Source organism: Enterococcus sp. ZJ1622, assembly GCF_011038845.1.
Lineage (GTDB): Bacteria > Bacillota > Bacilli > Lactobacillales > Enterococcaceae > Enterococcus_B.
This window is the reverse complement of the sequence record NZ_JAAKDW010000008.1, coordinates 1-15,864: the sequence shown is the minus strand read 5'-3', so window position 1 is coordinate 15,864 and position 15,864 is coordinate 1. Positions and strand designations below refer to the sequence as shown.

General features: G+C 42.1%; 15 protein-coding genes and 1 rRNA gene. 4 read left to right on the top strand and 12 right to left on the bottom strand.

Features of this window, described 5'->3' with window-relative positions; all coding sequences use genetic code 11:
* Positions 1-158 precede the first annotated feature (158 nt).
* The 11 genes from G7Y42_RS08820 to efp form a co-directional block, all read right to left on the bottom strand.
* Entirely contained in the window at positions 159-1,319 is a 1,161-nt protein-coding gene (locus tag G7Y42_RS08820) for a pyridoxal phosphate-dependent aminotransferase (protein WP_165038014.1), read from the bottom strand.
* Positions 1,297-2,448 (bottom strand): M20 family metallopeptidase, encoded by a 1,152-nt coding sequence (locus tag G7Y42_RS08815; RefSeq protein ID WP_165038012.1) that lies wholly within the window; start codon positions 2,446-2,448, stop codon positions 1,297-1,299. Before G7Y42_RS08815 ends, G7Y42_RS08820 begins: the two co-directional genes overlap by 23 nt.
* A complete protein-coding gene (locus G7Y42_RS08810; RefSeq protein WP_165038010.1) occupies positions 2,408-3,757 on the bottom strand; it encodes an aspartate kinase in 1,350 nt (449 codons plus the stop codon). Before G7Y42_RS08810 ends, G7Y42_RS08815 begins: the two co-directional genes overlap by 41 nt.
* Positions 3,754-4,755 carry an aspartate-semialdehyde dehydrogenase gene (locus tag G7Y42_RS08805; RefSeq protein ID WP_165038008.1) on the bottom strand — a complete coding sequence of 334 codons (1,002 nt, stop codon included), beginning with the start codon at positions 4,753-4,755 and terminating at the stop codon, positions 3,754-3,756. Before G7Y42_RS08805 ends, G7Y42_RS08810 begins: the two co-directional genes overlap by 4 nt.
* 15 nt (positions 4,756-4,770) lie before the next feature.
* Entirely contained in the window at positions 4,771-5,466 is a 696-nt protein-coding gene (gene dapD / locus G7Y42_RS08800) for a 2,3,4,5-tetrahydropyridine-2,6-dicarboxylate N-acetyltransferase (protein WP_165038006.1), read from the bottom strand.
* A gap of 4 nt (positions 5,467-5,470) precedes the next feature.
* A complete protein-coding gene (gene dapB, locus G7Y42_RS08795; RefSeq protein WP_165038004.1) occupies positions 5,471-6,187 on the bottom strand; it encodes a 4-hydroxy-tetrahydrodipicolinate reductase in 717 nt (238 codons plus the stop codon).
* The gene (gene dapA / locus G7Y42_RS08790) at positions 6,184-7,065 is read right to left on the bottom strand and encodes a 4-hydroxy-tetrahydrodipicolinate synthase (RefSeq protein ID WP_165038002.1); all 882 of its coding nucleotides are present in this window, start codon (positions 7,063-7,065) and stop codon (positions 6,184-6,186) included. Before dapA ends, dapB begins: the two co-directional genes overlap by 4 nt.
* A gap of 2 nt (positions 7,066-7,067) precedes the next feature.
* The gene (gene dapF, locus G7Y42_RS08785; protein WP_165038000.1) at positions 7,068-7,868 is read right to left on the bottom strand and encodes a diaminopimelate epimerase; all 801 of its coding nucleotides are present in this window, start codon (positions 7,866-7,868) and stop codon (positions 7,068-7,070) included.
* Positions 7,855-9,114 (bottom strand): diaminopimelate decarboxylase, encoded by a 1,260-nt coding sequence (gene lysA, locus G7Y42_RS08780; protein WP_165037998.1) that lies wholly within the window; start codon positions 9,112-9,114, stop codon positions 7,855-7,857. The genes dapF and lysA overlap by 14 nt, the downstream gene beginning before the upstream one ends.
* Positions 9,115-9,407: 293 nt before the next feature.
* Positions 9,408-11,300: an alkyl sulfatase dimerization domain-containing protein gene (locus G7Y42_RS08775; protein ID WP_165037996.1), complete on the bottom strand. Its 1,893-nt coding sequence runs from the start codon at positions 11,298-11,300 to the stop codon at positions 9,408-9,410.
* Between the two features lie 158 nt (positions 11,301-11,458).
* Positions 11,459-12,022, bottom strand: coding sequence for an elongation factor P (gene efp, locus G7Y42_RS08770; protein ID WP_165037994.1), 564 nt, complete (start codon positions 12,020-12,022; stop codon positions 11,459-11,461).
* Between the two features lie 361 nt (positions 12,023-12,383).
* Here efp and G7Y42_RS08765 point away from each other — a divergent pair, with 361 nt between their 5' ends.
* The 4 genes from G7Y42_RS08765 (at position 12,384) to G7Y42_RS08750 (ending at position 15,665) form a co-directional block, all read left to right on the top strand.
* Entirely contained in the window at positions 12,384-13,301 is a 918-nt protein-coding gene (locus G7Y42_RS08765; RefSeq protein WP_165037992.1) for a cysteine synthase family protein, read from the top strand.
* A gap of 12 nt (positions 13,302-13,313) precedes the next feature.
* The gene (locus G7Y42_RS08760) at positions 13,314-14,462 is read left to right on the top strand and encodes a cystathionine gamma-synthase (protein WP_165037990.1); all 1,149 of its coding nucleotides are present in this window, start codon (positions 13,314-13,316) and stop codon (positions 14,460-14,462) included.
* A gap of 170 nt (positions 14,463-14,632) precedes the next feature.
* Positions 14,633-15,091: an S-ribosylhomocysteine lyase gene (locus tag G7Y42_RS08755; RefSeq protein WP_165037988.1), complete on the top strand. Its 459-nt coding sequence runs from the start codon at positions 14,633-14,635 to the stop codon at positions 15,089-15,091.
* A 103-nt stretch (positions 15,092-15,194) separates the two neighbouring features.
* The gene (locus G7Y42_RS08750) at positions 15,195-15,665 is read left to right on the top strand and encodes a glutathione peroxidase (protein ID WP_165037986.1); all 471 of its coding nucleotides are present in this window, start codon (positions 15,195-15,197) and stop codon (positions 15,663-15,665) included.
* A gap of 72 nt (positions 15,666-15,737) precedes the next feature.
* On the opposite strand, the gene rrf is transcribed toward G7Y42_RS08750, so the two are convergent.
* Positions 15,738-15,853 (bottom strand): 5S ribosomal RNA (gene rrf, locus G7Y42_RS08745).
* Between the last annotated feature and the right edge of the window lie 11 nt (positions 15,854-15,864).

Below are 15,864 nucleotides of genomic sequence, written 5' to 3'. Positions count from 1 at the left end.
ACTTAAATTGTATTTCATGTTCGAAACAAAACAAATAGTTTTTAATTTTTTGAAAAGAGGTTGTGAAAAAGCTGTTCTGCATCAAGCGGTAAGAACGTAAAAAACGCAAAGAGCCTGGAACCTACTTTCGTTCCAGACTCTTCCCTATTCTATATATTTCACTTCATCAAAAATCCTTCGATCCGGCTACATGCTTCCTGAAGCTGTTCCATACTGCTGGCATAAGAAACACGGATATACCCTTCTCCTTCTTGTCCAAATGCAATGCCAGGTATACAAGCGACTTTGGCTTTTTCTGCTAAGTCTAAGCAAAACTGCCACGAATCATTTTGTAGCTTATCAGGGATCTTGCAAAACAGATAAAAGGCACCATCTGGTTGAGAAACAGCAAATCCTAAAGCACGTAATCGCGCAGTCAGGTAATCTCTTCGTTGACGATAGTGTTCTTTCATTTTTTCGCTATCTTCCATGTTTGACAAAGCTTCAATCGCCGCTTTTTGCGAAATGGTTGTGGCAGCAGTGACAAGATATTGGTGGACTTTGACGATTTCGTCGATCAGCTGTTTCTGTGCAAAAATAAACCCGATCCGCCAACCTGTCATCGCATGCGATTTAGACAAGCCACTCACAACGATCGTCTGTTCAGGTAAGTAAGAAGCGATGGAGGCATGAATGAATGTATAGGACAACTCCGCGTATACTTCATCACTTAACACAAATACTGGCTGTTTTTTCAGGACATCAGCGATTTTTTTCAGCTGTTCTCTGGATAGAGCAGTGCCTGTCGGATTGTTAGGATAATTCAGGATCACAGCTTTTATTTTTGAGCCATACTGTTCAAATGCTTTTTCAAACTGTTCCGGCTGGCAAAGAAAATCAGTCTCAGAAGTATCGAGGAAAATCAGTTCGGCACCAGCTAATTCAATCAGCGACTGATAACCGGAATACGCAGGCGCCGGGATCAACACCTTGTCCCCTTCTTCTAAGATCGCCATTAACGAAGCGGCTATGGCTTCTGTCGCACCGACTGTTGTCAGGACTTCTGTTTCTGGATCATAGATCAGTCCGTATCGCTTTTTCTGATACAGACAGGCTGCTTCACGTAGTTGTTCTAATCCTCTCATCCCTGTGTAATGGGAATAGTCCGCTTTGATTGCTTCGATCCCTGCTTCTTTGACAGGTGCTGGTGTCTGAAAATCCGGTTCTCCTAAAGTCAATTTGATGATATTCGGGATACTTGAGATTTGCTGATCGAAACGACGTATTTTCGATACTTCTATTCTAGAAAGTCTGGGACTAAATCGATTGGATAAATTCATAAGTATTTGCTCGCTCCTCTTTTGAACTGCTGTCGATTTTTTCAAGAAGATTTTCTGTAAAAAGAATTGTTTTGTACCATTCTACTCCATTTTCTAAAACATCCATGTCAAAATCGAAAGTCGGATCGTGCAAAGCAGGTGTATCACCGACACCTAAAAAGAAAAATACAGATGGATATTGTTGCGTATATATGCCAAAATCTTCGGCTTGAAGAACTGGTTCATCTAATTCATGTAGTTTGTTTGAGTCCGACAATGCTGCATACAATCCTCTATGGTTGATCACAGCTGGATAGCCGTCATTATAACGGAAAGAAATAGTAGCTTCAGAGTGAAACTGTTCTGCTAAATGTGCTAATCCCCTCTTCAAATAATCTTGCATATCTGAACTGTAAGAACGGATACTTCCAGATACAATAACTTCTCCGGCTAAAATATTTCGGATCGTTCCACCTTGGATTTGGCCAAATTTCATTAGATGAGTCCACTCTGACGGTAACTGCCGGTCAAAATCATAGACATTCTTCAAAAATCGTACAGCTGCTTCCAGACTATCGACCCCTTTTTCACTCGAAGCAATATGTGCGGACTTGCCTTTGATGATGATGTCTGTTTCACTGCTTTGAGCCATCAAAGGACCAGGTCGGGAAAAAACATTTCCTTTAGGCAGCCCTGGCCAAAGATGGAAACCGAAAATCGCTCTCACTTCATATGTTTCCAGTAACCCTGACTGAATGACGCTTTGCGCTCCGCCTGAGATCTCTTCTGAAGGCTGATAGATCAGAACAACATTATAGATTAACTCCTTTTTATGCTTGGAGATGTAATCTGTCAGTCCTAAAAGCATCGCCATGTGCCCATCATGTCCGCATGCGTGCATATATCCTTCATGCCGAGAAGAAAAGGAGAGATTCGTCTCTTCTTGGATCGGCAGTGCATCGATATCAGTCCGAAAAGCAATTGTCTCTGTCTGCTGATTATCAAAGTACAATAATAGACCAGTCTCACCGATTTCATGGATAATGGCCCCACTGTTTTTTACTTGTTCGTATAAATATTTTTTTGTTTCAAATTCGTGAAACCCGATTTCAGGAATTTGGTGTAATGCCATTCGATGTTCTGCCAGCATGCCGGTTCACCATCCCTTCATAAATTCCTTTGACAACTGTCTCGTATTCCTCATTTCGTATGCCGATGATCAGATTCAGTTCTTGTGCACCTTGGGACAGGATCGAAGTACGTATGCCCAACTGATTCAAGATCGACAGTACTTTGCCAGATAATCCGATCAATTCTTTATGCGGGCCGCCGACTACCGAAACTAACGCTAAGTCCTCGATCACCTCGATTTCTTCGACGCCAAGGGTTTCTTTCAATTCTTTCGTGATCACGAACAACTTATCTGCAATCGCTTCTGCAAAGACCACTACTCCTATGTTATCGATGCCAGAAGGGATATGTTCGATCGAGATGCCGTGTTTTGCAAAAATACTCATCGCTTTCCAAATAAATCCGATCTCATCTGACATATGCCGTTTGAATAATGTGATAGAAAGAAAGTCTTTGCGACCGGCAATTCCGGTAAGTCCATTTTCTTTTTCCACTTCCTGATTTGAGATCATTGTTCCCTGTGCCGCAGGGTCATTCGTATTCTTAATCTGGATGGGGATATCTGCTTCCTGAACTGGGAATACAGCTGCTTCATGGAGGACATTCGCACCCATGTAGGCCATTTCTCTTAATTCTCTAAATGAGATCTCCTCAATGATCTTAGGTGACTCGATAATCCGAGGGTCAGCCATCATGATGCCGGAAACATCTGTCCAGTTTTCATAGGATTCAGCTTGCAGTGATTTTGCTAAAACAGCGCCTGTAATATCGCTGCCCCCTCGACCAAGCAGTTTTTCTTTCCCATCAGGATTCGCTCCGTAAAAACCGGGAACGATCATCGTCTTGTGCAGTTTTTGTGCTTGCATGACTGCTTGTTGTGTCCGTTCGTAATCAATGTTTCCCTCATAGTCGAAAAAAATGAGTTCTTTTGCATCGATAAATGAATAACCGAGATATTCACCCATCAACTGAGCTGTAAGATACTCGCCTCTGCTGATCAGATAGTCTTTCGTCATTTTTTCATTCTCAAGCTTTTTTTGTATCTTCGCTAGTTCTTCTTCGAGGGGGAAAGTGAGTTCCAGCATATCTCTTACGCGGATAAAACGTGTACAGATTCGCTGCCAAAGAGGAGTCCAGTCAACGTGATGCTGAAGATAAGCGTAGATCAGATAAAGAAGATCAGTCACTTTATCATCTTCCGGCGTTCGTTTTCCGAGTGCAGAAACAACGATCACCTGACGTTTCGGATCAGAAAGAATGATTGATCGTACTTTTTTGAACTGTGCTTCCTGCGCCATCGAGGAACCGCCGAATTTCGCTACTTTCATCGAATCACCTCCATCGTATGCTGGAACAAAGCAGAAGCGATCTGGATCGCATTTGCTGCAGCACCTTTTCGAATATTGTCAGCAGTCGTATACAAAAGCAACCCGTTTTCTAAAGAGCTGTCTCGTCTGATCCTTCCTACATACACCGTATCCGTGCCTTTGGCTAGGACACTTGTCGGATATTTATGTGCAGCCAGATCATCTTCTAACTGGATCCCCGGAAACTGATTGAGACATTCTCTAACTTCTTTGATCGTAAATTCTTTTTTCAACTGAACTGCCACCGAGACTCCGTGTCCATTTTCGATTGGCACACGTACACAGGTAGCAGAAACAGGCAATTCTGGCTGATGAAGAATCTTTCGTGTCTCGTTGATCATTTTCTGTTCTTCTTTGGTATACCCGTTTTCTAAAGGGACATCGATTTCCGGAATCACGGTTTGGCTGATGTCATACGGATAAAGCAGCGGAGATTCATGTTGTCTCGTACGATATAAATCTTGGACCCCTTTTTGTCCTGAACCTGAAACGGCTTGATAAGTCGAATAATTCACTCGGCTGAGCCCGAAAGTTTCCTGCAACGCTTTAAGAGGAAGCACTGCTTGGATCGTGGAACAATTGGGATTTGCGATCAGTCGGTTCAATGTAGAGTCTTCCAAGTTGACCTCTGGAACGATCAATGGAATATCCGTATCTTCTCGCCATGCCGAGGAGTTATCTATGACAACTAATCCCTGGTTTCTTGCGATTGGCGCAAACTTTTTGGATACAGAAGCACCTGCAGAAAATAGCGCTAAATCATCTCCTTCAAATGAAGTTTCTGTCAATTCCTGTACAGTGTGTTTCTTCCCCTTGAATACACAAACCTTGCCAGCTGAACGTTTTGAAGCTAATAACTTCAAACGTCCTACTGGAAAATCATATTCTTCTAACACTTTGAGCATCGTTTGTCCAACTAATCCGGTTGCTCCGACGATACAGGTATTTATCTCACGCATTTTTCTCCATCTCCTCTATAATTCGCGCAGCGCAGTAATCAATGCTGTCTGTTCTTTTGTCTGTTCATCTCTTATTTTCAATACGCGTGCTGGCATCCCTCCTACGACTGTCTCTTCTTCCACATCTTCCAAGACGACTGCTCCGGCTGCTATCACCGCGTTTTTCCCGACATGGACACCTTCGACGATCACCGCATTCGCCCCTACCAATACACCGTCTTCGATCACGACTGGTTTTGCTGATGCTGGTTCGATGACCCCCGCTAAAACTGCACCGGCACCGATATGGCAATTTTTCCCGACAATGGCTCTTCCTCCGAGAATAGCTCCCATATCGATCATCGTATTCTCGCCAATCTCTGCACCGATGTTGATGATTGCGCCCATCATGATGACAGCATGATCGCCAATCACTACTTGCTCACGAATGATTGCACCCGGTTCGATCCGAGCATGCAATGCTGTAGTATCAAGCATAGGGACCGCACTATTTCTAGCGAAAGCTTCAATTTCTACATCGATGATTTTTTCTGCCTCTGCTTTTAGGACCGGCGCAATGTCTTCATAGTCACCAAAAACGATCAGTGTCTCTTCGTGACCAAAAACTTTGCTGTTCGGGAATCGGATCGGCTCTGACACATTTAAATAAACTTTCACAGGTGTTTTTTTCGTCGCTGTCTGGATATAATGAATGATTTCTGCTGCGTCCATTTTTTTACACTCCTTCATTGATTAGCAAATCTTCTAGCTTGTAGGAACCTGGTGACTGGTCTTTTAGCCAGCTCGCCGCTTGTAAAGCGCCTAGCGCAAAGATCCGGCTGGAAAAAGCTTCGTGCTTGATCGTAAATACTTCATCTGGCCCAGCGAATAAGACTTCATGTTCGCCAGGAAACGACCCTGCTCGAATACTGTGTACGCCGATTTGCTCCTCTTCTCTTTTTTTTCCTTGCCAGTTATGGATCGGCTGCAGATTTCTTACATTTTGGATGGTATGAAGCAACTGTTCTGCTGTGCCGGAGGGTGCATCTTTTTTTTGACTATGATGTTTTTCGATCAATTCGATCTGCCAATTATGCAAAAGCGCTGCAGCTTGGCCTACTAACTGATTCATGACCATTATCCCTAAAGAAAAGTTGGCACTGTAGAGTACGGGGACATGCTGCGCGTGGTCTTTTATCGCTTGCAGCTGCTCTTTCGTATAGCCTGTCGTACCGATAACGAGAGGCAGCTGGTTCGATAAACTGAACGATAGGAGTTTATCCAAGTTGTCCGGATGAGAAAAATCGATCAGTATATCTGGCTGACTTGGAAAAGACAACTGGTCTTCCTCTCTAAGAACCGTGTCAGGAAGTGTAACCTCAAGTCTTTTCTCCAAAGCAGCGTCCTGAAGCTCAGCGCCCATTTTTCCATTTCCAATAATCCCGATTTTCATCTATCTACTCCCCCTTCATTCAGTAGAACCTGCGTCAATTGCTCCAATTTCTCTTCTGAAAGAGAGACTAACGGCAATCGTAAAGGTCCTGAAGGCATGTCAGATATCTTCATCGCAGCTTTTATGGGGATAGGATTCGTTTCACTGAATAAAGCCCGGATCAGCGGTAACGCAGCTAATTGTTTTTCTCTGGCCTCCAAGATTCTTCCTTCACTGAAATCCTGCACTAATTCATGGACAAGCTTCGGCTGTAGATTTGCCCAGACACTGATCACACCACTTCCGCCAACGCTCAATATCGGCACAATCAACTCGTCATTTCCGCTATAAAGCGCGAAGGACGCATCAACCAGTCGAGCGACTTCCATGACATAATCCATCTCTCCAGAGGCTTCTTTTATCCCTTGGATCATTGGGTGGCTCGCCAGTTTTTCCAGGACAGGAATGGGAATCGTCATACCTGTTCTTGCAGGGACGTTATACAAAATAACAGGAACAGATACGTTGTCGGCAATCGCTGTGAAATGTGCAAGCAATCCTTTTTCGCTTGTCTTATTGTAATAAGGAGTGATCACTAATAAAGCATCTGCACCAAGTTCAGCAAATCGTTGCGCTTTTCTGATCGTTTCTTTTGTATTGTTCGTACCAGCTCCTGCAATGACCGGCAAACGCCCTTGCACTTTTTCTACAGTCATTTGGAGAATCTTCTCTTCCTCTTCTTCTGTAAGGGTTGGTGATTCTCCAGTCGTCCCTAAAACGAGCAGGCCATCTGTCTTTTCCTCAAGCTGAAAATCAATCAGCTTTTCTAATCCTAAGTAATCGACCTCTCCTTCCTCATCCATCGGTGTAATCAAGGCCACAATCGATCCATTTATCATCTTCATCCCTCCATTGGTTTTGTCCATTCATGTATTGCAGGGCCAGCCATTCGGATCGATTCTTCACCGGAAATGACCAGATCTCCCTTTGCTAAGTGGACAGTGACCTCCTGTTCAGAGATATACCCATTTTCTTTTGCTGCTACATAAGCCGCACAACAGTCAGTTCCGCAAGCAAGTGTCCAGCCTACCCCTCTTTCATACGTACGCACAATCAATTCGTGTTCGTTGACTACTTCGACAAAATTGACGTTTGTTCGTTCTTTGAATAAAGGATGATGACAGATTCTTTCACCTGTTTTCTTGCTTAATTCTGCATCTGCATTTTCTACAAATACGACTGTATGGATCGTTCCCATGAACAAACTGGTCACTTTTCTTGTTTCATCACCGAGCTGCAGCATTTGATTTCGAATCGGATAGAGCTGATCTACTGCAAGTTTCTCTGGCGAATAATCTGGTCTACCCATCTCGACTTCACAATAAAAAGGATCTTGATCCAGTATATGGATTTGTCTCGCCCCAGCTAATGTCTCAATCATGAATTCCTGTGCTTCGATGAGTTTCTGATCCCTGACATATCGGGCAAAGCAGCGGATACCATTGCCACACATAGGCGCTCGGCTACCGTCTTTATTGAAATAAACCATTTCCAGAGGATCTGTTTTCACAGCGATCAGCCCGTCTGTATCAAATGATTCTTTTGCGCACAATCGTCTAGCCAATTCACTATAATCCGTATGTTCGATATGATCTAACAGGAGGAAATCATTCCCGCAGCCATTGTATTTATGGATGTTCATAGGCGACTTCCCCCTTGAGTAAATCTGAGTATTCTTGTCTTCGAACGACTAGTCTCGACTCACCATTTCCTACAAACACGACTGCCGGCGTAACAGTCCGGTTGTAATTGCTGCTCATCGAATAGCCATAAGCTCCCGTTGCGTAAACGGCTAAAATATCCCCCAATTTCGCAGCTGGGAGAAGGACTTCTTTGATCACGATATCGCCCGATTCGCACATTTTTCCCGCAACTGTTACTTTCTCCGTTTTTTCTTCCGATAGTTTTGTGGCGATATCACAGCTGTATTCGGCCTGATAAAGCGCTGGACGGATATTATCAGTCATTCCGCCATCGACAAAATAGTAGGTCTTGTGTGGGGTTTTTTTGATGAATCCGATCGTATAAAGGGTTGTCCCTGCTTCTCCTACGATGCTTCTTCCTGGTTCGATGATCAGCTGACTGATTTTCAGCTGCTGCTGTTCCAAGGTTTCTTCTGTATGTCGGATCAGCTGCCGCAGGGAATCTTCAATTGGAAGAGGCCTATCGTTGTCGGTATACCGTATGCCAAATCCCCCACCTAAATTCAAGGAAAGTGTCTCGTCAAAATCCTTTAGATAACTGATCAACTGATCGATCTCTGCGAACCAGGCAGTCAGGTCAAAAATCTGCGAGCCAATGTGTGCATGGAAGCCTTCCAACTGTAAATGACTGCTTTTTTTGATGAGTTGAAGTGCTTGCTGACAATCTTCACTCTCATAGCTCATGCCGAATTTCGAGTCAATATGAGCAGTTACGATGTACTCATGGGTATGTGCTTCGATCCCTACGTTCAGGCGCAACATGACCTGTATCTTTTTGGAATACTCCTTGCATAAAGCTTCCAGCAATTCGATTTCCATCAGATTATCTGCAACAAAATGGGTCAGTCCGTTGTTCAATGCGTAGGTCAATTCTCCCAATGTTTTATTGTTTCCGTGGAAATAGATTCGCTCTTCAGGAAAATTTGCCGCCAAAGCGGTATAGATTTCGCCGCCGCTTACGACATCCAAACCAAGACCTTGTTCTTTAACTAAATGAAGCATTTCGATCGTTTGGAAGGCTTTGGAAGCGTATAGAACTTTTGTGTTAAAATGATGAGAGATGAATCCTTGTTTGAATCGCTTCATTCCATTCTTCAATTTTTCTTCGTCGTATACGTATAACGGTGTCTGATATTCTTCTGCTAGCGTTCGTGCAGGAATACCACCTATTTCCAGTTCTGTCATCCTTTATTCCCTCTTTTCGAAACATGACTTTCTTCTAATTTAAATTTGAATCAGATTGGATAGAGATTTGAATTTTATTTGAATAATATTAAACAAAATTTTCTGAATTGTCTAGTATATTTCAATATTTTTTCATAAAAACAGGAAAAAAATTCATTAAAAAGAGAAATTCGTATTTTTATTCAGTTCGAAAAATAAAAAAACAACCGAACACAAGAAGTACATCTCCGGCTATCAGCCGGTCTTCGTCTCTAGACGGACGAAGCGAACACTTCAAGTAGTTCGGTTATTTTTTATGGTTCGATGATATGAAAGTAGTCATTTTTCTCTACATGAAACAGAGCAGACCATTCTTTTGGCTCTCCTGACGGGTCCAGCATTTGTTGCAGAAAGTCCAACCGCTCTCCTTCATAAATCACAGGGAAACTATCCGTTTCATATATAGGTGAGTAGGTCAAGATCCCTTTCCAGTAATCAAGCAAGTAGCTTGAATCTATCGATTGGACACGACCAGCTGACATTTGCCAATCATCTGTAAATGTTACGATTCCTTTTTGTTCTTTGTCTGAGGAAACAGTATGGATACTCAAGTAGTCAAGCAGCATTTCGCCATTCATGTGTGCAGATAATTCGGAGGAATCAGCCGCGTCTCTTTTGGCTGGATCATATGCTTCTCTCAATTCTGCTGCGCCAGTCAGATATTCATTCCGCCATGCACCGGATTCTGCCTGATAGCCTAACTGTGTCAGCGAACGCCGACAAAGCGCTCGTGCTTCTTTATTTTCAGGCTCTGCAAAAATCAGTATATTCGTAATTTTTGCAGCCCACTGATAATTGCCACTTTCATAGTCTTCGTGTGCTTTTTCTAAAATCGCTTCTGCACCACCCATGTACTTGACCATTTGTTTTGCTTCAAGCTCCGGAGTAAGCGGATTCAAATTCACCGGGTTCGAATCATACCAGCCGATGTATTTTTGATAGACAGCTTTACTGTTATGAGCAATCGTTCCGTAATAAGGCCGCAAGTACCATTTTTCGGTCAATTCTTTCGGTAAGTTTACTTGCTCGTGTAATTCATTGATTGTGTAGCCTGCATTGATTGCCTTGAGTGACTGGTCATGGATTCCTTTATATAATCTAGCCTGAGAGAACAGATAGCTATTGATGGTATCTGGCGCTTCAATTGTTGCATAACGCGGCCATGTATGTGCATGGAACAGGATTTTTGCTTTTTGTCCATACTTTTGCTGAGCTTCCAAGAGATATTTCGCCCAGCTTTTTCCATCTCGAACTTGTGCGCCTCGCAGTGTATAGAGATTGTGCATCGTGCACGTACAGTTTTCTGCCATCCATAATGCTTCATATGCCGGAATATACGTATTCATCTCGGCAGGCGCTTCTGTTCCCGGTGTCAATTGGAATGCCAATTCTAAATCGTCGATCACTATTTTTTCATTTTCAGTGATCTCATATGTGGGCAATTCAAAACTGATCGTCCCTGTAGACTGTCCTTGACCGATTCCAACTGACAAAGAGCCAAATGGACTTTTTTCCAGTACAGAGCCGTACTGATAAACCGCCCGTCTGCCCATTGCCTTTCCAACCATCAGATTTTCAGAAATCGCAGCTTCTGTAAATCCGCTAGGTGCATAGATTGGGATAGAAGGATCTATGTTATAGTCTGGGAAGATGCCTCGTATCCCGCCAAAATGATCGACATGCGAATGACTGATCACGATGCCCGCCAGGTTCTGTTCCACTGTAGGATACCCATGATCATTGAACCACAGATTAGCAAACTCAATGGCTGCTCTAGAGCATTCGATGCTCATCAATGTATCAAAAACGATCCAATTATTGTTCGGTGTCAACACCAAAGTCAAATTGGCCATATCGAAACCGCGCAGCTGAAAAATCTGATCGGATACACGAAATAAGCCGGTTTGATGATTACAACGTGCATTTTCCCATAAACTTGGATTGGCACAATTGGGACATTCTTCTTCCAAAAAATCATACGCTTTTTGGCTCCAGATCACTTTCCCATCCCGAATGATTTCTAAATGATCGAAGGCTGCTACACAATTTTGGCTAGCAAGCAAAAATTCTTCATTCGATTCAAAATCCAATTGTTTTTTGACCTTTTCATTTTCTTGCTGTGTCTCTTTTGTCGTATGCTTTTCCATTACTCAACCCCCATTCCTTTTTTTATACTAATTCAATTATAATGTTTTTTTAATATTAAATAAAAGAATACGCTGAGTACGCAAAAAAAATACTTTTTATCAAATTCAACACTGAATTTAACAAAAAGTATTTCTTCATCAGCTAACTCGTCAGCAGATTATTTTGATGCGCGTTTCACGTAAGAACCTTCTGTTGTATTGATTTCTAACAATTCGTCTGTTTCGATGAAATCTGGTACGTTGACAACCAGACCTGTTTCCATTGTCGCAGGTTTTCCTGAACCAGTCACTGTAGCACCCTTGATTGAAGGCTGTGTTTCAACGACACGTAGAACAACTGTTGTAGGTAATTGGACACCGATTACTTCACTGCCGAAGAATTGGATTTTTACTTCCATGTTTTCTAAGATATATTTCATTTCTTCTTCTACAGTTTCTACTGGGATTTCATATTGTTCATATGTTTCCAAGTCCATGAAAAAGGCTGTATCATCCATTGTGTACAAGTATTGCACTGGTTTTGTATCGATATGCGCTTTTTCGAATTTTTCTTCTGGGCGGAATGTCGTATCATACGTTGCACCTGAACGGACATCTTTCAGTTTCATACGCATTACGGTATTTCCTTTACCAGGTTTGTGATGGCTTGCATCTAGAACTTTAATCAATTTGCCGTCTTGTACGAATGTCATACCGGCTCTTAAATCACTTGCTGAGATCATTATTTTTGCTCCTTCTTATCTTTATCATAATCAACTTTATTGTATCAGACAACCGGCTAGAAAACTAGAGGATTCTCTCTTTTTAACATTTACCCTTTGACTTTCTCTCTTTTTCATGATACTTTTAATAAAATTCTTAATTGGAGGGGCCAACATGACAATCAGCAGCCAAAAACAATTGGATCGTTGCTGTTGTATGGTGCGTAAAAGCAGCATACTGTTTGTCATGTCTATTAATTGCCCTTCATAAGAATGAGCCGAAAAATATTTATTTTTTTTCGTATACTCAACAATCTTGTGTCTTTAAGGAGCTGATTTAATAGTCAGCTCCTTTTTTATTATACTTTTTTAGGAGGTCCCTATGATCATATCGACAATTACTGAAGCTATTGGCTCTACTCCGCTCTATCGATTCACGGCAAAAGATTATCCCATGCCGAAAAATTCTGCTATTTATGCAAAACTAGAATACATGAATCCAGGAGGCAGTATCAAAGATCGATTAGGTGAATATTTGATAAATACTGCCTATACCAATGGAAAAATCGATCACGAAACAACCATTATCGAACCGACTGCCGGCAATACCGGGATTGGAATCGCTTTGGCTGCTCAACAGTTCCATTTAAAAACGATCTTTGTCGTACCAGAAAAGTTTAGTATCGAAAAACAGCAATTGATGAAAGCGCTAGGTGCGGAAATCATTCATACACCTAGCGAATTGGGTATCAGGGGCGCAATCGAAAAAAGCAAGTCACTTGCTAAAGAAATCAGAAACAGCTATCTTCCTTTGCAATTTGAGAATTCCGATAACCCTGCTGCTTATTATCATACATTAGGGCCGGAATTATGGAACGAACTGGGCAGAAATCTGCACAGTTTTGTAGCTGGAATCGGTAGCGGCGGTACATTTGCCGGGACTTCTGCTTATTTAAAAGAACAAAATGAAAACATCCGTTTGATCGGTGTTGAACCTGAGGGATCGATTTTGAATGGTGGACTCCCAGGATCTCACAAGATCGAAGGGATCGGGGTAGAATTCATTCCGCCCTTTCTTTCAGATCTGACAATCGATCATTTCGAAACAGTCTCTGATGAAGAAGGATTCAGATATACTCGTCAATTAGCTGAGAAACAAGGACTGCTCGTTGGTAGTTCAAGTGGCGCAGCATTTGCCGCAGCTTTAAAGGAAGTACAGCATCTACCAGATGGTCATTCAGTCATCACCATTTTCCCAGATGCAGCTGACCGTTATCTTTCCAAAAATATCTATTTATAGGAGGAATCATTTATGCATATCCAAACAAAATTAATCCATGGCGGTATTAGCGAAGATCCTGCCACAGGAGCCGTCAGTGTCCCGATTTATCAAACCTCTACCTATCGTCAAGACGGTGTGGGCCAACCCAAGCAATACGAGTATTCCAGATCAGGAAATCCCACCCGTTTTGCTTTAGAAGAATTAATTGCTGACTTGGAAGGCGGTGTGCGTGGTTTCGCTTTTTCATCAGGCCTTGCCGGGATTCACGCAGTATTCTCCCTTTTCAAAAATGGTGATCATATTTTACTCGGAGACGATGTCTATGGCGGCACATTCCGGCTATTTGACAAAGTGTTAAGTAAAAATGGTCTGGAATATACAATTATTGACACGAGCAATCTAGAACAGATCAAACATTCGATTCAACCAAACACAAAAGCACTTTATCTAGAAACACCAAGTAATCCGTTACTCAAAATCACAGATTTGAAGGAAAGCGTGAAACTAGCCCAACAGCATGACCTATTGACGATTGTCGATAATACCTTTGCTACGCCGTATTTCCAAAAGCCCTTAACGATCGGCGCAGACATCGTGTTGCATAGCGGCACGAAATATCTTGGTGGACACAGTGATCTAGTCGCCGGTCTAGTTACGACTCGGCATGAAAAATTAGCGGATACGATCGGATTTTATCAAAATGCCATTGGTGCAGTATTAGGTCCTCAAGATAGCTGGCTACTGCAAAGAGGGATCAAAACGCTGAGTGTCCGAATGGAGGAACATCAAAAAAATGCTCTTTCTGTAGCGAAGTTTCTCTCCGAACATCCTGATGTCGATGCTGTGTATTATCCCGGACTGGCTTCCCACCCTAATCATCCCATTGCTGCACAGCAAATGAGCGGGTTTAGTGGAATGGTTTCTTTCACTTTGCGTACCGAAGCAGATGCGATTCCTTTTGTTGAATCACTCCAATTGTTCACTTTAGCAGAAAGCCTGGGTGGCGTAGAAAGTTTGGTAGAAGTTCCTTCAGTTATGACTCATGCCTCTGTCCCAAAAGAGAAACGAGAAGAAGCCGGAATAAAAGAGGGGCTGATTCGTCTTTCAGTCGGGATCGAATATGGCCAAGATCTATTAGAGGATCTGTCTCAAGCTTTTACAGCTGTCAAACATAAATAAGTACGAATAGTTATAAGGAAAATCTAAAAAACATTTCAGATTGCTACAACTCAGAAGAAATAAGTGATAGAATCAAGTAGAAAAGCTTAATCGATGTTTTTGTAAATTTGCTGAATACTTTGCACGCATATTTACAAAACAAATGAACAAATAGATAGGAGATTTACAAAATGAGAATGAATGTTGAAAGCTTTAATCTTGATCATACGAAAGTAAAAGCACCATACGTTCGTGTGGATGATCGTAAAACGGGCGAACATGGAGATGTGATCATCAAATATGATGTTCGCTTCAAACAACCGAATAAAGAACACATGGAGATGCCAAGTCTTCATTCCCTTGAACATTTGACTGCTGAATTGATTCGTAATCACGCAGATTATATCGTTGACTGGTCACCAATGGGATGCCAGACCGGTTTTTATCTGACGGTTTTAAATCATGAAAGCTATGATGATATCTTAGATGTTTTAGAAAAAACGATGAATGATGTACTAAAAGCAACTGAAGTACCTGCAAGCAACGAAACACAATGCGGCTGGGCAGCAAGCCATACCTTGGAAGGTGCGCAGTCTTTGGCACGTGAATTCTTAGCAAAACGCGACGAATGGGCTGAAGTCGAAGCTTAATCCCGTAGATCTATTGCACGATTCTCTAAAAGTTCCGAACTTGAAAACAAGAATATGTTTTTGAGTTTGGAACTTTTTTTAAATTTTATTAGGAGGACTTACTATGACTATTTATGATTTCAATGCAACGTTAGAAGATGGAACTACCTATTCGTTAAATAAATACGCAGGCCATCCAATTATTATTGTCAATACTGCGACAAAATGTGGTTTAGCCCCACAGTTCGAACAACTAGAAGAACTCTATCAGAAATATCAAACAAAGGGATTAATCATCCTCGGATTTCCCTCCAATCAATTCAAACAAGAAGTCGATTCTGCTCATGATGCAGCTGAAGCTTGCCGTGCCACTTATGGCGTTACTTTTCCGATGCATCAGCTGATTGAGGTGAACGGGGAAAACACAGATCCTCTCTTTACCTATTTAAAAGAAAAAGCTCCTGGGACGATCACAAACGCAGTGAAGTGGAATTTCACTAAATTCCTGATCGACAAAAATGGACAAGTGATCGAGCGTTTTGCTCCGAAAACCTCACCATTAAAAATGATAGAAGCAATCGAATCAATCATTTAAGTAACGTTGACTCTCATTACCATATACAAAAAAAACAGATGAGCTTTAACAGCTCATCTGTTTTTACCATTTGCGTGGCGACGTCCTACTCTCACAAGGGGCAACCCCTCACTACAATCGGCGCTAAGAAGCTTAACTTCTGTGTTCGGCATGGTTACAGGTGTATCCTTCTCGCTATCGCCACCACACTGTGGTGTTA

Excerpts from the sequence above, each read along its gene's own strand:
- G7Y42_RS08750 (WP_165037986.1), top strand. The coding sequence starts at position 15,195 with ATGACTATTTATGATTTCAATGCAACGTTAGAAGATGGAACTACCTAT.
- G7Y42_RS08810 (WP_165038010.1), bottom strand. The coding sequence starts at position 3,757 with ATGAAAGTAGCGAAATTCGGCGGTTCCTCGATGGCGCAGGAAGCACAG.
- G7Y42_RS08815 (WP_165038012.1), bottom strand. The coding sequence starts at position 2,448 with ATGCTGGCAGAACATCGAATGGCATTACACCAAATTCCTGAAATCGGG.
- G7Y42_RS08775 (WP_165037996.1), bottom strand. The coding sequence starts at position 11,300 with ATGGAAAAGCATACGACAAAAGAGACACAGCAAGAAAATGAAAAGGTC.
- G7Y42_RS08760 (WP_165037990.1), top strand. The coding sequence starts at position 13,314 with ATGCATATCCAAACAAAATTAATCCATGGCGGTATTAGCGAAGATCCT.
- G7Y42_RS08805 (WP_165038008.1), bottom strand. The coding sequence starts at position 4,755 with ATGCGTGAGATAAATACCTGTATCGTCGGAGCAACCGGATTAGTTGGA.
- dapB (WP_165038004.1), bottom strand. The coding sequence starts at position 6,187 with ATGAAAATCGGGATTATTGGAAATGGAAAAATGGGCGCTGAGCTTCAG.
- G7Y42_RS08755 (WP_165037988.1), top strand. The coding sequence starts at position 14,633 with ATGAGAATGAATGTTGAAAGCTTTAATCTTGATCATACGAAAGTAAAA.
- lysA (WP_165037998.1), bottom strand. The coding sequence starts at position 9,114 with ATGACAGAACTGGAAATAGGTGGTATTCCTGCACGAACGCTAGCAGAA.
- G7Y42_RS08820 (WP_165038014.1), bottom strand. The coding sequence starts at position 1,319 with ATGAATTTATCCAATCGATTTAGTCCCAGACTTTCTAGAATAGAAGTA.
- G7Y42_RS08765 (WP_165037992.1), top strand. The coding sequence starts at position 12,384 with ATGATCATATCGACAATTACTGAAGCTATTGGCTCTACTCCGCTCTAT.
- dapD (WP_165038006.1), bottom strand. The coding sequence starts at position 5,466 with ATGGACGCAGCAGAAATCATTCATTATATCCAGACAGCGACGAAAAAA.
- efp (WP_165037994.1), bottom strand. The coding sequence starts at position 12,022 with ATGATCTCAGCAAGTGATTTAAGAGCCGGTATGACATTCGTACAAGAC.
- dapF (WP_165038000.1), bottom strand. The coding sequence starts at position 7,868 with ATGAACATCCATAAATACAATGGCTGCGGGAATGATTTCCTCCTGTTA.
- dapA (WP_165038002.1), bottom strand. The coding sequence starts at position 7,065 with ATGATAAATGGATCGATTGTGGCCTTGATTACACCGATGGATGAGGAA.